General features: G+C 66.4%; 15 protein-coding genes. 8 read left to right on the forward strand and 7 right to left on the reverse strand.

Annotated elements, in window-relative coordinates; genetic code table 11:
• Positions 1–26: 26 nt before the first annotated feature.
• From nth to OVA13_RS01235, 3 genes are read right to left on the reverse strand one after another with little or no spacing between them, the layout of a single operon-like run.
• Entirely contained in the window at positions 27–689 is a 663-nt protein-coding gene (gene nth, locus OVA13_RS01225) for an endonuclease III (RefSeq protein WP_267792028.1), read from the reverse strand.
• Positions 686–1072, reverse strand: coding sequence for a hypothetical protein (locus tag OVA13_RS01230; protein ID WP_267792029.1), 387 nt, complete (start codon positions 1070–1072; stop codon positions 686–688). Before OVA13_RS01230 ends, nth begins: the two co-directional genes overlap by 4 nt.
• A gap of 21 nt (positions 1073–1093) precedes the next feature.
• Entirely contained in the window at positions 1094–1876 is a 783-nt protein-coding gene (locus OVA13_RS01235; RefSeq protein WP_267792030.1) for an enoyl-CoA hydratase/isomerase family protein, read from the reverse strand.
• Positions 1877–2044: 168 nt separating this feature from the next.
• Here OVA13_RS01235 and OVA13_RS01240 point away from each other — a divergent pair, with 168 nt between their 5' ends.
• The 3 genes from OVA13_RS01240 to OVA13_RS01250 all read left to right on the forward strand — a co-directional run bounded on the left by OVA13_RS01240 (position 2045) and on the right by OVA13_RS01250 (position 4571).
• The gene (locus tag OVA13_RS01240) at positions 2045–2746 is read left to right on the forward strand and encodes an FKBP-type peptidyl-prolyl cis-trans isomerase (RefSeq protein WP_267792031.1); all 702 of its coding nucleotides are present in this window, start codon (positions 2045–2047) and stop codon (positions 2744–2746) included.
• 167 nt (positions 2747–2913) lie between these two features.
• Positions 2914–3714 (forward strand): CoA pyrophosphatase, encoded by an 801-nt coding sequence (locus OVA13_RS01245; protein WP_267792032.1) that lies wholly within the window; start codon positions 2914–2916, stop codon positions 3712–3714.
• On the forward strand, positions 3714–4571 hold the full coding sequence (locus OVA13_RS01250) for a sulfurtransferase (protein ID WP_267792033.1): 858 nt from the start codon (positions 3714–3716) through the stop codon (positions 4569–4571). Before OVA13_RS01245 ends, OVA13_RS01250 begins: the two co-directional genes overlap by 1 nt.
• Before the next feature lie 34 nt (positions 4572–4605).
• Here OVA13_RS01250 and OVA13_RS01255 read toward each other — a convergent pair whose 3' ends face one another.
• Positions 4606–5382: an enoyl-CoA hydratase/isomerase family protein gene (locus OVA13_RS01255; protein ID WP_267792034.1), complete on the reverse strand. Its 777-nt coding sequence runs from the start codon at positions 5380–5382 to the stop codon at positions 4606–4608.
• 38 nt (positions 5383–5420) lie between these two features.
• Between OVA13_RS01255 and OVA13_RS01260 the strand changes: the two genes are divergently transcribed.
• Positions 5421–5867, forward strand: coding sequence for a copper chaperone PCu(A)C (locus OVA13_RS01260; RefSeq protein WP_267792035.1), 447 nt, complete (start codon positions 5421–5423; stop codon positions 5865–5867).
• An 89-nt stretch (positions 5868–5956) separates the two neighbouring features.
• On the opposite strand, the gene OVA13_RS01265 is transcribed toward OVA13_RS01260, so the two are convergent.
• Together OVA13_RS01265 and uvrA are read right to left on the reverse strand one after the other, a co-directional pair.
• Positions 5957–6385 carry an acyl-CoA thioesterase gene (locus tag OVA13_RS01265; RefSeq protein WP_267792036.1) on the reverse strand — a complete coding sequence of 143 codons (429 nt, stop codon included), beginning with the start codon at positions 6383–6385 and terminating at the stop codon, positions 5957–5959.
• Entirely contained in the window at positions 6382–9327 is a 2946-nt protein-coding gene (gene uvrA / locus OVA13_RS01270; RefSeq protein ID WP_267792037.1) for an excinuclease ABC subunit UvrA, read from the reverse strand. The genes OVA13_RS01265 and uvrA overlap by 4 nt, the downstream gene beginning before the upstream one ends.
• 442 nt (positions 9328–9769) lie before the next feature.
• Between uvrA and rplU the strand changes: the two genes are divergently transcribed.
• From rplU to cgtA, 3 genes are all read left to right on the forward strand, one after another.
• Positions 9770–10078 carry a 50S ribosomal protein L21 gene (gene rplU, locus OVA13_RS01275; RefSeq protein WP_055935657.1) on the forward strand — a complete coding sequence of 103 codons (309 nt, stop codon included), beginning with the start codon at positions 9770–9772 and terminating at the stop codon, positions 10076–10078.
• A 12-nt stretch (positions 10079–10090) separates the two neighbouring features.
• Positions 10091–10351 carry a 50S ribosomal protein L27 gene (gene rpmA, locus OVA13_RS01280; RefSeq protein WP_142123858.1) on the forward strand — a complete coding sequence of 87 codons (261 nt, stop codon included), beginning with the start codon at positions 10091–10093 and terminating at the stop codon, positions 10349–10351.
• Between the two features lie 155 nt (positions 10352–10506).
• Positions 10507–11562 carry an Obg family GTPase CgtA gene (gene cgtA / locus OVA13_RS01285; protein ID WP_267792038.1) on the forward strand — a complete coding sequence of 352 codons (1056 nt, stop codon included), beginning with the start codon at positions 10507–10509 and terminating at the stop codon, positions 11560–11562.
• Between the two features lie 124 nt (positions 11563–11686).
• Here the strand turns inward: cgtA and rpsT are convergent, their stop codons facing one another.
• Positions 11687–11956: a 30S ribosomal protein S20 gene (gene rpsT, locus OVA13_RS01290; protein WP_267792039.1), complete on the reverse strand. Its 270-nt coding sequence runs from the start codon at positions 11954–11956 to the stop codon at positions 11687–11689.
• Positions 11957–12069: 113 nt separating this feature from the next.
• Here rpsT and murJ point away from each other — a divergent pair, with 113 nt between their 5' ends.
• Entirely contained in the window at positions 12070–13683 is a 1614-nt protein-coding gene (gene murJ, locus OVA13_RS01295) for a murein biosynthesis integral membrane protein MurJ (protein ID WP_267792040.1), read from the forward strand.
• Positions 13684–13688: the final 5 nt, after the last annotated feature.

The following is a 13688-nucleotide window of genomic DNA, read 5'->3' on the forward strand; positions in this document are numbered from 1 at the left end:
CGCCAGCGGCAGACAATCCGGCCGCGTCAGAGCGTCTTGTCCTTGAACCGGCAGATGTCGCGGATGATGCATTGCGGGCAATCCGGTTTGCGCGCCTTGCAGACGTAGCGGCCATGCAGGATCAGCCAATGATGCGCATCCTGCATGAACTCCGCCGGCACCACCTTCAGCAGCCTGTCCTCCACCGCGCGCACATCCTTGCCGGGTGCGAGCCCCGTGCGGTTGGCCACACGGAAGATGTGCGTGTCCACGGCGATGGTGGGTTCGCCGAAGGCCGTGTTGAGCACGACGTTGGCGGTCTTGCGTCCCACCCCCGGCAGGGCCTCCAGCGCCTCGCGCGAGCGCGGCACCTTGCCGCCATGCTTGTCCAGCAGGATGGAACAGGTGGCGATGACGTTCTTTGCCTTGGCATTGAACAGGCCGATGGTGGAGATGTACTTCTTCAGGCCTTCCTCCCCCAACGCCAGGATCGCGGCCGGCGTGTTCGCGACGGGGAACAGGCGGCGCGTTGCCTTGTTGACGCCCACGTCGGTGGCCTGCGCCGACAGGGTGACCGCCACCAGCAGTTCGAACGGCGTGCTGTACTCCAGTTCGGTGGTGGGCCGGGGATTGAGCTCGCGCAGGCGCGAGAACAGCTCCACCACCTCGTCGCGCTTGAGCGTCGCGCTGCGTCGCGCCGTTGCCGTCATCGTTTCATCCGCTCGGCGGCCTTGGCTTTCGCGCGCGCCAGGATATCCGCTGCCGCACTGGGCAGGGCGGGTTTACGTTGCGCTGCCTGCGCATCCGGCTGCGGCGCCGCAGGACGTCGTGCATCGCGCTCGGCGGCACGCCGGGCCAGGCGTGCGTTCCGGAGGCGGTAGCGTTCGCGGGCATCCCACGCATCGCGTAGTCGGGCCTGTGTCCGCACCAGCAGATCGATGGCGTCGCGATCCGTCCCCTCACAGGTGCGGCAGGGTACATAAGCCATCAGCCCGGCCTCGATGGCGGCATCCAGGTCGTCGGCGGCGACCAGCGCAAGCAGGTGCCCTGCGTGTTCGCAGGTCGGGCAGGTGGGGAAGGTACCGGAGGGCATCTGTGCGGTCGCTTTCGGGGATCAGCGTCCGCCGAAGTCCGGTTTGCGGCGTTCCAGGAACGCGCGCGTGCCTTCACGCATGTCATCGGTGGCGAACATCAGGCCGAACTGCGCCGACTCGTACTGCAGGCCTTCCTCGATGGCGCATTCGCCACCGATGTTGACGATGTCCAGGGTCGCCCGCAGGGCGAGCGGGGCGGACGCCGCCAGTTGCGTGGCGAGCTTGTGCGTCTCGGCCTCCAGTTCCGTTGCTGCCACCACGCGGTTGACGATGCCCAGCTGCAATGCGCGCTCCGCGGTGATGGGCGCGCCCAGCAGGCAGAGTTCGAGCGTGGCGGCGCGGCCGGCCAGGCGCAGCAGGCGCTGGCTGCCACCGAAGCCGGGAATCAGCCCCAGGTTGATTTCCGGTTGGCCGACCTTGGCGGTATCGGCGGCGATGCGCAGGTGGCAGGCCATCGCCAGTTCCAGTCCGCCGCCCAGCGCGAACCCGTTCACCATCGCGATGACGGGCTTGGGCAGTGTCTCGATGGTGCGCATCACCTTCTGGCCACGCAGTGAGAAGTCGCGACCCTCGGTGGCGCGGAGATCGGCCATTTCCGCGATGTCGGCCCCGGCCACGAAGGCCTTGGGGCCCGCACCCGTCAGCACGACCACCCGCACCGACGCATCGCGTGCGGCCTGGTCGAATGCGTCCTGCAACGCATCCAGGGTGGCGCCGTTCAAAGCGTTCAGCTTGTCGGGCCGATTGACGGTGATGCGACGAACGGCATCCGCATCGGCGATCAGTACAGGGGTCTCGGACATGGGTTTTTCCGGGGGAAATTGTAAATTTTAGGTAAAGAGGGAACTCTGCGCCGGAGGCCCGGTCACAGGAGCCCGTCGTCAGTGGCGGTTAAGCGCCCCGGCGGCTATCCTAGCGCGTCCATTCCAGGCGGTACCGCCGCCCTTTGCCACCACCCGGAGATAGTTTTGATGAAGTTGCGTTCGTTAGTGGTCGCTGTAGCGGCATTCGCCATGGCAGGTAGCGCCCTGGCCCAGGACACGACGTCCGAGAAGGGCAAGCTGAGCTATTACTTCGGCTATGACTACGGCAACAACCTGGCCGAACTGACCGCCCGTGGCGAGCAGTTGGACATCAACTCGGTGGTCAAGGGCCTGCAGGATGCCTTCGGCAAGAAGCAACCGGCGCTCACCGCCGAACAGCTGAAGCCGGCGCTGGAAGCCTTCCAGAAGCGCGAACAGACGCGTGCCCAGCAGGCCAAGGCCGAGTACGACAAGGTCGCCGCCGAGAACAAGACCAAGAGCGACCAGTTCATGGCTGCCAACAAGGCCAAGGCCGGCGTGCAGTCGCTCCCGAGCGGCGTGCAGTACCGCATCCTGGAAGTCGGCAAGGGCGCCAAGCCCACGCAGGCCAGCACGGTGCAGCTGGAAGTGGCCGGTCCGTACCCGTTCGGCCAGAAGCCGGCCGAGGCCCGTCCGCCGCAGCAGATGAACGACCTGAAGCTCAGCGCGGTGGAAATGCAGGCCATGCGTGAAGTGCTGCAGCAGATGCCGGCCGGTTCGAAGTGGGAAGTGGCCCTGCCGCCGGACAAGGCGTACGGCGCCGACCCGCGCACGGGTTTCCCGCCGAACCTCGCCGTGGTCTTCGAAATCAAGCTCGTCAGCGTCAAGTGATGCAATGACACGTCCGCGCTTGGCGCGGACGCCTTGGTCATCGCGTCATCCCGGCCAAGGCCGGTTCGAGCCATGATGCTGTCACCCTGCGCCGGCCACCCAGCCGGCGCAGTGCTTTTTGCGGGGTCGAAGCGATTTCGCGCTACCCTCCGCAGGTGTCCGAGAACATGAATACCGCATTCCGCGCCGTGCTCAGCCCGTGCATCGGCGTCTGCAGACTCGATGACGACGGGCTTTGCGAGGGTTGCCTGCGCACCACTTCGGAAATCGCGCGCTGGTCGCAGATGAACGATGACGAACGCCTCCGGCTGATGGAAACCGTGCTGCCCCGGCGTGAAGAGGCGCGGCAGCCGTTCGACCTGCGGTTGGCCGAACGCGATCGCCTGCGCCACGCCCTGCATCCCCTCGATGCGGTGCCCGTCGGCGCGGGCTGGAATCATGAGGAACTGATCGACCTGCTGCCGCCCGGTCCGCTCGCGGATGCCGCGGTGCTGGCGGGCCTGGTGCCGCGCGCGCAGGGGACGCAGGTGCTGCTCACACGCCGTACCGACGGCCTGCGGCACCACGCCGGGCAGGTCAGTTTTCCCGGGGGCCGCATGGAAGCTTCGGACATCGATGCGGTGGCGGCCGCGCTCCGCGAAAGCCGCGAGGAAATCGCCTTGCTGCCCGCGCAGGTGAAGCCCCTGGGATTCCTTGATCCGTTCACCACCATCAGCGGCTTCCGCGTGATGCCGGTGGTGGCGGTGATCGATCCGGACTATGTGCCGACGCCGGAACCCAATGAAGTGGCGGACGTATTCGAAGTGCCGTTGGATTATCTGCTGTCGCCGGACAACCTTCGCCGCGTGGAGGTGGACTATCGCGGTCGCCGGCGCGCGGTGCTGGAATACGACTGGCCCGGCCAGCGCATCTGGGGTGCCACGGCGGCGATCCTGTTCAACCTGCGGCAGCGCCTGGAGGGCGTGTGATGCACTGGACCAGCCTGGTCGATGCCGACGCCCTGTCCGTGGCCTTGGGGGATCCTTCGCTGCGGCTGGTCGATGCGCGCTTCGTGATGCTCAACGCGGAGCCTGATGCAGGGCATCGGGCGTATGCCGAATCGCATCTGCCCGGTGCCGTGTATGCCGATCTCAATCGCGATCTCTCGGACCTGTCGAAGGTCGGGGAGGGGCGTCATCCATTGCCCGACAGCGACGCGTTCGCGCGCACGCTGGGCGGATGGGGCATCACCCCTGCCCATCAGGTGGTGGTTTACGACGCAGGCGATGGCAGCATGGCGGCGGCGCGTCTGTGGTGGATGCTGAAACTGCTGGGTCACGCGCGCGTGGCGGTGCTGGATGGCGGCATCGCCGCCTGGCGGGCACGTGGATTGCCCGAAACGCATGAGACGTCGGCCCATGCTCCCGTCGCCGCCTATCCGGCCAGATTCGATACCGGCCGCATCGTGACCTCCGACCAGGTGCTGCAACGCCTGGACGAAGACAGCGGCTGGCTGGTCGATGCGCGTGCCGCCGAACGTTTCCGCGGTGATGTCGAACCGATCGATGCCATCGCGGGTCATGTGCCCGGCGCGATCAATCGCCCGTTCGCCCTGAATCTTCGCGAAGGGCACTTCAAGCCGGCGGACGAACTGCGCGAGGAACTCTCGGCCCTGCTGGGTGACCGCCATCCCGCCGATACCGTGCTCATGTGCGGCTCCGGCGTCACCGCCTGCCATCTGCTGCTCGCGTTCGAGCATGCCGGACTGCACGGCGCCCGCGTCTATGCGGGCTCGTGGAGTGGCTGGATCAGCGACCCGTCGCGTCCGGTCGCGCGCGGCGGGTGACGACGGCATGGCGTCGCGCCATGCAGCTGACGGATCACTTCTTCAACTTGGCGACCAGCGCGTGCAGGGCTGCCTGGGTGTCGGGTGCGTGCCAGGCATCGACGAACCGCTCCAACTGGATGAGGCCCGGGTCGAGCGCCTCGATCAGGTCACGTCGTGCCAGTGCACGGGTCTGCAGCATCGGGTGGTGGGGCAGGCGCAGCAGCTTCTCCAACCAGGCGACGGCACGCGCGGTGACGTCCTGCTGGTCGACCAGCTCATCCACCAGGCCGATCTGCAGGGCATGCTCCGCCGGCACCATCTCGCCTGCCACCAGCAGGCGTTCCGCGCGGTACGGTCCGACCACGCGCCGCATCAGGCGCTGGATGCCCTCGGGCACCACCAGGCCCACTTCGGTTTCATTGAGGCCGATGGCGAACGGCCGCGCAGAATCCACGCTGCGCGCCATGACGCGGTAGTCGCAGCACAGCGCGAGCACGCAGCCACCCGCGGGTGCATGGCCGGTCAGGGCGGCCACCACGGGAATGCGGGATTCCGCCAGCGTGCGTGCCGCGCCGAAGAACGCCTGCCACGCATCGAGCAGCGCGGGGCGGTTGTCACCCAGTGACAGCAGGTAGGGCACGTCCATGCCGGCGGAGAAGATCTTCGGATTGCCCGCCAGCACGATGCCCCGCACGCCGTCGTCCAGCGCGCGGTTGATCGCCTCGATGAGGGCACGGCACAACTCGGTGTTGAGCGCATTCACCGGTGGGCGGGCGAGGCGGATCTCGCGGATGTCGCCGTGGTCAGTGGTCTCGATGAGGCCCGTCATTCACCTTCTCCCTGGAGTCAGGCCGTTATCATAGGCGCATGAACCGTCGCATCGAAATGATCTGCCTGTCGGCCGTGTTGATGGCGTGCGTGGGCTCCGCCCGTGCGGCGGAGTGCCTGCCCGTGGTTAAGGGTGCGTGGGTACGTCTGCCACCGGTCGCGGCCATGCCGATGATGGCCGGCTTCGCCCGCATCGAGAACCCGTGCCGCGCGCCGGCGGCGGTGGTGGGCGCAGAAAGCCTGGCCTTCGCGGATGTGTCGTTGCACGAGACGCGGGAAGAAGGCGGCGTCAGTCGCATGCGGGAAGTCGAACGTCTGCCCATCGCGCCAGGCAAGGCCGTGGAGCTCAAGCCCGGCGGACTGCACCTGATGCTGCATGGTGCCTATGCACCGGTGGCGATGGGCGAGAAGCCGGTAATCACGCTGAAACTTGCCGACGGCCGCGCCCTTCCTGTGGCGTTCGAGGCGCGCAAGACCGCGCCGTGAAACCGGCTGTGGTGGGAGCGACGTGAGTCGCGAGGACAGGGCTGGATAAAGCCTTCGCGACTCACGTCGCTCCCACAGATTCGCCTGTACTACTCCGACACCGCCCGGATCGCCGCCGGCAGTGGCGCGCTGTGGCCGGTCTGCGTATCCATCCAGACCACCACCACATTGCCGTCTGAATAGAGCACGCTGTCGTCCTTCGCCGACACGATGCGGTGGCCGATGGTGACGCTGCTGGTGCCAAGACGGTCCACGTACAGTTCCACCACCACGTCGTTGGGCCAGGTCAGCGGGCGCTTGTAGTTGATGTTGTTGGCCGCCACGACCGGTGCGATGCGATCGGTCATCGACACCTCCGGTACCGTCAGCATCCAGCGCACGCGTGCTTCTTCCAGATACGAAATGTACTTGGCATTGTTGACGTGGCCCATGCTATCCATGTCGCGCCAGCGCACGCTGATCGGGATCTTCGCCAGCAGCTTGCGGCCGGCGGCGTGGGCGTCGGGGCTGGAGCTCATCGTGCAACCTTCTTCGTCGTGGACTTGGTGGTTTTCTTGGTGGCGGACTTGCGCGGCGGCAGCACGTCGGGCTTGGCGACGGCGGCAGGCTTGCTGGCCTTGGGCGTCTTCGATTCCGGCAGCAGCTTGGCGAGGAAGCGACCGGTGTGCGACCCGGGATGCGCGGCGATGTCTTCCGGCGTGCCGGTGGCGAGGATCTGGCCGCCGCGATGGCCGCCTTCCGGTCCCAGGTCCACCACCCAGTCCGCTGTCTTGATGACGTCGAGGTTGTGTTCGATGATCACGATGGTGTTGCCGTCGTCACGCAGTTTGTGCAGCACGGCCAGCAGGTGCTCGATGTCGTGGAAGTGCAGCCCGGTGGTCGGCTCATCCAGGATGTACAGCGTGCGGCCTGTGTCGCGGCGCGAGAGTTCCTTCGACAGTTTCACGCGCTGCGCTTCGCCGCCGGACAGCGTGGTCGCGCTCTGGCCCAGCTTGATGTAGCTCAGGCCGACGTCCATCAGCGTTTCCAGCTTGCGCGCGATCGAAGGCACCGGCTCGAACAGGGTCAACGCGTCCTCGACGGTCATTTCCAGCACGTCGTTGATGTTGTAGCCCTTGTAGAGGATCTCCAGCGTCTCGCGGTTGTAGCGCTTGCCGTGGCAGACATCGCAGGGCACGTACACGTCCGGCAGGAAGTGCATCTCCACCTTGATCAGGCCGTCGCCCTGGCAGGCCTCGCAGCGGCCGCCGCGCACGTTGAAACTGAAACGTCCCGGCGAATAGCCACGTGCGCGCGACTCCGGCACCTGCGCATACAGTTCGCGCAATGGCGTGAACAGTCCGGTGTAGGTGGCCGGATTGGAGCGTGGCGTACGGCCGATCGGGGACTGGTCGATGTCGACGACCTTGTCGAACAGGTCGAGCCCGGTCACTTCGCGGTACGGCGCCGGCTTGTGCGAGGCGCCGTTGATCTCGTTGGCGGCCAGCGAGTACAGCGTGTCGTTGATCAGCGTGGACTTGCCCGAACCCGATACCCCGGTGATGCAGGTGAACAGACCGGATGGAATGTCCAGGTCCACGTCCTTCAGGTTGTTGCCGGTGGCGCCGCGCAGGTGCAGCGTCATCTTGGGGTTCGCCTTGTGGCGCGCCTTCGGCACTTCGATCTGGCGCTTGCCGGACAGGTACTGCCCGGTCAGCGATCGCGGCGACTTCAACAGGTCTTCCAGGGTGCCCTGGCCGACGATCTCGCCGCCATGCACGCCGGCACCGGGCCCGATGTCCAGCACGTAGTCGGCCATGCGGATGGCATCCTCGTCGTGCTCCACCACGATGACCGTATTGCCGAGATCGCGCAGGCGCGTCAGCGTACCGAGCAGCCGTTCGTTGTCGCGCTGGTGCAGGCCGATGCTGGGCTCGTCCAGGACGTACATCACGCCGACCAGGCCCGCGCCGATCTGCGAAGCCAGGCGGATGCGCTGTGCTTCACCGCCCGACAGCGTGTCGGCCTTCCTTTCAAGAGTCAGGTAATCCAGGCCCACGTCGACCAGGAAGCCCAGGCGCTCGGCGATTTCCTTGACGATCTTGCCGGCGATCTCGCCGCGCCAGCCGGGCAGGCTCAGCGAGGTGAAGAACGCCAGGGCTTCGTCCACCGGCAGGACGACAAGCGATGGCAGCGGCCGGTCGGCGACGAACACGTTGCGCGCGGATTTGTTGAGGCGCGCGCCCTGGCAATCGGGGCAGGGACGATCGCTGATGTATTTCGCCAGTTCCTCGCGCACGGCCGGCGATTCGGTTTCGCGGTAGCGGCGCTCCAGGTTCGGCACGATGCCTTCGAAGCGATGCTTGCGCTGCGTGCGCCCGCCCGATTCGGTGAGGTAGGTGAAGGTGATGGTCTCTTCGCCACTGCCGTACAGCACGGCCTGCTGCACCTTCTGCGGCAGCGACTGCCAGGGCGCGTCGGTGTCGAACTGGTAATGCTTGGCCAGCGACGCGATCAGCTGGAAGTAATAGGCATTGCGGCGATCCCAGCCGCGCACCGCACCGGCCGCCAGCGACAGCTCCGGATGCACGACCACGCGCGCAGGATCGAAGAACTGCGCCACGCCCAGGCCGTCGCAGGTGGGGCAGGCGCCGACCGGCGAATTGAACGAGAACAGGCGCGGTTCCAGCTCCGGCAGCGAGTAGTCGCAGACCGGGCAGGAATACTTCGACGAAAAGAGCAGCGGCGCGGCGTCAGGCTGGTCGAGCGACATCACCTGCGCCATGCCGTCGCCCAGCTTCAGCGCGGTCTCGAAACTTTCCGCCAGGCGCTGCTTGAGGTCTTCGCGCGGACGGAAGCGGTCGATGACGGCTTCGATGGTGTGCTTCTGGCGCAGCGCCAGCGGGGGCACCGCATCGATCTCGTGCAGTTCCCCGTCCACGCGCACGCGCACGAAGCCCTGCGCGCGCAGCTGGTCGAACACCTGCGCATGCTCGCCCTTGCGTTCACGGATCACCGGGGCCAGCAGCATGTAGCGTTGCTCGCCGTCCAGCACCAGCACCTGGTCCACCATCTGGCTGACCGTCTGCGCCTCCAGCGGATAGCCATGGTCAGGGCAGCGCGGCGTGCCCACGCGTGCGTACAGCAGGCGCAGGTAGTCGTAGATCTCGGTGATGGTGCCGACGGTGGAGCGCGGGTTGTGCGAGGTGGACTTCTGCTCGATGGAGATCGCCGGCGACAGGCCTTCGATGTGGTCCACGTCGGGCTTTTCCATCACCGACAGGAACTGGCGGGCATAGGCCGACAGCGACTCCACGTAGCGGCGCTGGCCTTCGGCGTAGATGGTGTCGAACGCCAGCGACGACTTGCCGGAACCCGACAGGCCGGTGATCACGATCAGCTTGTCGCGCGGCAGGTCGAGATCGATGTTCTTGAGGTTGTGCGTACGTGCGCCGCGGATGCGGATGAAGTCCATAGCCATCGGGTGGGGGGTCCGGAAAGCGAACAAGGAAGCGTAGCGATCTGCAGAGGTGGGGGCAAATACCGCCATTGCCAGCACGAGGGACACGCTCGGGTGGGGCGGGAGTCAGTCGGCTGGCGGCATGTCATGCGGGCAGCGACAGTGGGGCTGGCCAGGGCGTGATCGATCCTGGCTCAAGGTGGGTGGCAGCTGGGCATCGGATTAAGTGGTTGATTTACAATGAGGTCGCCGGATCGGAGGCGCTGGCGCTGCCTGTCCCGGTGCCAGTCTGGGGTGCAATGAGGACGGCATGTGTCCGCAATGTGGAGTCCCGGCGGTCGCCGTTCGAAGGCAGGCTGGGGGCTTGGTTGACCGTAACCCCATGAATCCACTAAAATTCCGCTTCTGTCCGCCCTTGCTGGCGAGGCAGGCATAAAATAACTACAGAACCGAGGTAATCCACATGTACGCAGTCGTAGTCACGGGCGGTAAGCAGTACCGCGTGATGAAGGGCGAGACGCTCCGCGTCGAGAAGCTCGAGGCCGAAGCCGGCAACGAGCTCACCTTCGACAACATCCTGATGCTGGGCGATGGCGAGACCATCAGCCTGGGCGACGCCCTGAAGGGCGCCACCGTCACCGCGAAGGTCGTCGGCCATGGCCGCGCCGACAAGGTGCGCATCATCAAGTTCCGCCGCCGCAAGCACCACATGAAGCGCCAGGGTCACCGGCAGCACTACACCGAAATCGAAATCACCGGCATCAACAAGTAAGGAGAAGCAGTCATGGCACATAAAAAGGGCGTAGGCTCATCGCGCAACGGCCGCGACTCCAACCCGAAGATGCTGGGCGTCAAGGTCTTTGGTGGTCAGGCGATCGATGCGGGCAACATCATCATCCGCCAGCGCGGCACCCAGTTCCATCCGGGTCCGGGCGTGGGCCTGGGTCGCGACCACACGCTGTTCGCGCTGGTCGACGGCAAGGTCGAGTTCTCGATCAAGGGCGCCAAGAAGCGCCGCACCGTGAGCGTGGTGACGGAAGCCTGAGGCTTTCGCACACGCCGAGCGAATGGCCCCGCCGCGTGCGGGGCTTTTCGTTTGCGGGCACCGCGGTCGGGGCCGGATCATGACCGCGACACCCTGACTTCAAGCCCGCTTCACGCACCTGTTGCACCTTTCCCCCATTACGTCAGTCCAATCCCATGAAACTCGTAGACGAAGCAGAAATTCAGGTCGGCGCCGGCAACGGCGGCAACGGTTGCGTGGGGTTCCGCCGCGAGAAGTTCATTCCGCTGGGCGGGCCGGACGGTGGCGATGGTGGCAACGGCGGCAGCGTCTGGCTGCAGGCCGATGAGAACCTCAATACCCTGGTCGACTTCCGCCACCAGACCCAGTTCCGCGCCCAGCGTGGCGAGAACGGCATGGGCCGGCAGATGTACGGCAAAGCCGGCGACGACCTGACCATCACCGTGCCGGTGGGCACCGTGGTGACCAATGTCAGTACCGATGAGGTGATCGGTGACCTCACCCAGCACGGCGACCGCCTGCTGGTGGCCAAGGGTGGCAAGGGCGGCCTGGGCAACATGCACTTCAAGAGTTCGATCACCCGCGCGCCGCGCAAGGCGACGCCGGGTGAAGAGGGCGAGGAACGTCTGCTGAAGCTGGAGTTGAAGCTGCTGGCCGACGTTGGCCTGCTCGGCTTTCCCAACGCAGGCAAGAGCACCTTCATCCGCGCGGTGTCCGCCGCCACGCCGAAAGTCGCGGATTACCCGTTCACCACGCTGTATCCCAATCTGGGCGTGGTCAGCGTGGAAGCACACCGCAGCTTCGTGATTGCCGACATCCCGGGCCTGATCGAAGGCGCCGCCGACGGCGCCGGACTGGGTGCGATGTTCCTGCGCCACCTGCAGCGCACCCGCATCCTGTTGCATCTGGTGGACATGGCGCCGATGGAAGGGGGCGTGGAAGACGTCGATCCGGTCGAGCAGGTGCGCGCCATCGAGCGCGAACTGGAGAAGCACGACCCGGAACTGCTGCAGAAGCCGCGCTGGCTGGTGCTCAACAAGGCCGACCTGATGTTCGAGGACGAGGCGAAAGAGCGGGCTGCCGAGATCATCGCCAGCCTGGGCTGGACCCAGCCGTGGTACCAGGTTTCGGCGATTTCCCGCGAGGGCACGTGGCCGATCATGAAGGACGTGATGGCGTTCTTCGACCGCCAGCGCGAGGATGCCGAGGAGGCCGCGCGCAATGAAGGCTGACGCGGCGCTGGCGGGCGCGATGGATCCCTCTTCGCCCGCCTGTGCGGGAGCGGTGGCCTTGAACGAGGCAACAAAAAACCCGGCCGAAGCCGGGTTTGTTTGTTTTCCCGTCAGTGCCGTCGTATCAGGCGGCCTGAAGGGCCTTGATGCGGGCGGTCAGGCGGCTCTTGTGGCGAGCGGCCTTGTTCTTGTGGATCAGGCCACGCGAGCTGAAGCGGTCCAGGATCGGCTGGGCAACGGCGAACGCCGCCTGGGCGCCAGCGGCGTCGTTGGCGTCCAGCGCCTTCAGCACTTTCTTGACGGCGGTGCGCAGCATCGAACGCTGACCGGCGTTGCGCGCATTGCGCACCACGGTCTGCTTGGCGCGCTTCTTGGCGGACTTGATATTGGCCACGTTGGGTTCCTGAAAGCTGGGAGAATGAGGTTGCGGGAAAATAGACAAAAAAGTATGGGCTATTCAGAGGCTTGCGTCAACATGGCCGGAAGGGCAGCGCCGGGGGTGTCCCGATGAGCGGCAACCGCCTGCTGCGTTCCACCGCCATTTTCAGTTCCATGACCTTCCTGTCGCGGGTCTCGGGGCTGGTGCGGGACCAGATCTATGCCCGGGTCTTCGGCGCCAACGCTGCGATGGACATCTTCTTCATCGCGTTCAGGATCCCCAACTTCATGCGGCGGCTGTCGGCCGAGGGCTCGTTCTCGATGGCCTTCGTCCCGGTGCTGGCCGAATACAAGGAAAAACACGGCCCGGACGCCGTCAGGGCACTGGTGGACCGGGTGGCGGGCGCGCTGACCGCGGCGCTGCTGGTGGTCACGGCCCTGGTGCTGGTGTTTGCCCCCCAACTGGCCCAGCTGATCGCCTCGCGGGTCACCGGGGACGAGCATGTCCTGCTGACGGACATGCTGCGGATCATGTTCCCGTATGCGCTGTTCATCTCGTTGGCCTCGCTGGCGGGCGGCATCCTCAACAGCTACCAGCGGTTCGCCATTCCGGCGCTGTCGCCGATCCTGCTGAACGTGGCGATGATCTCGGCGGCGCTGGCCGCGCAGGAATGGTTCGGCGGCTCGGTGGAAGTGCTTGCCTGGGGCGTGTTCGCCGCCGGCATCCTGCAGCTGGGGTTCCAGCTGCCGGCGCTGGCGAAGCTGGGGCTGCTGCCGCGCCCGCGGCTGGACCTGGCCCATGCCGGCGTGCGCCGGGTGATGACGCTGATGGTGCCGACGCTGTTCGGTTCCTCCGTGGTGCAGTTCAACCTGCTGTTCAACACCTGGGCGGCGGCGTTCCTCTTCAGCGGCAGCGTCAGCTGGCTGTACTACAGCGACCGCCTGCTGGAGTTCCCGCTGGGCATGTTCGGGGTGGCGATCGGTTCGGTGATCCTGCCGCACCTGTCCAGCCGGCATGCGGCCACCGATCCGGATGGTTTCTCGAAGGGTCTGGACTGGGGTTTCCGACTTTGCCTGCTGATCGGCATCCCGGCCTGCATCGGCCTGATCCTGTGCGCGGAGCCCCTGCTGGCCACGCTGTTCCAGTACCAGCGCTTCACCGCGTTCGACACCCGCATGAGCAGCTGGAGCCTGATCGCCCAGTCCACCGCCGTGCCGGCCTTCCTGCTGGTGAAGGTGCTGGCGCCCGCGTTCTATGCGCGGCAGGACACGCGCACGCCGGTGAAGTCGGCCGTGCTGTCGGTGATCACCAATATCGTGGCGACGACCGGCCTGCTCGCCGGCATGCTGGCCTGGACCGGGCCCGGGCAGGCGGCGCTGGCGAAGGCGGGCGGCAACTATCTGGATGCGCTGGCCCACGTGCCCGGGGCCCATGCCTTGCTGGCACTGGCCATCGCGATGGCGGGCTGGGTGAACGCGCTGCAGCTGGCGTGGCTGCTGCGCAAGGCCGGCGTCTACCGGCGCCAGCCCGGCTGGGGGCGCTGGCTGCGCCAGATCGTGCTGGCCGCGGTGACCATGACGGCCGTGCTGCTGGCTTTCCGCTGGGCCTGGCCGGTGTGGTCCGAGTGGGTCTGGTGGGAGCGTGGCTGGCGGTTGGCCGTCATGGTCGGTGCGGGCGGCGCGATCTACGGCGGCCTGCTGTGGCTGCAGGGCATCCGCCCGCGTGACCTGCGTGGGCATTGAGAGCG

The sequence above is a fragment of the Pseudoxanthomonas sp. SL93 genome (genome assembly GCF_026625825.1).
Classification (GTDB): Bacteria; Pseudomonadota; Gammaproteobacteria; order Xanthomonadales; family Xanthomonadaceae; genus Pseudoxanthomonas_A.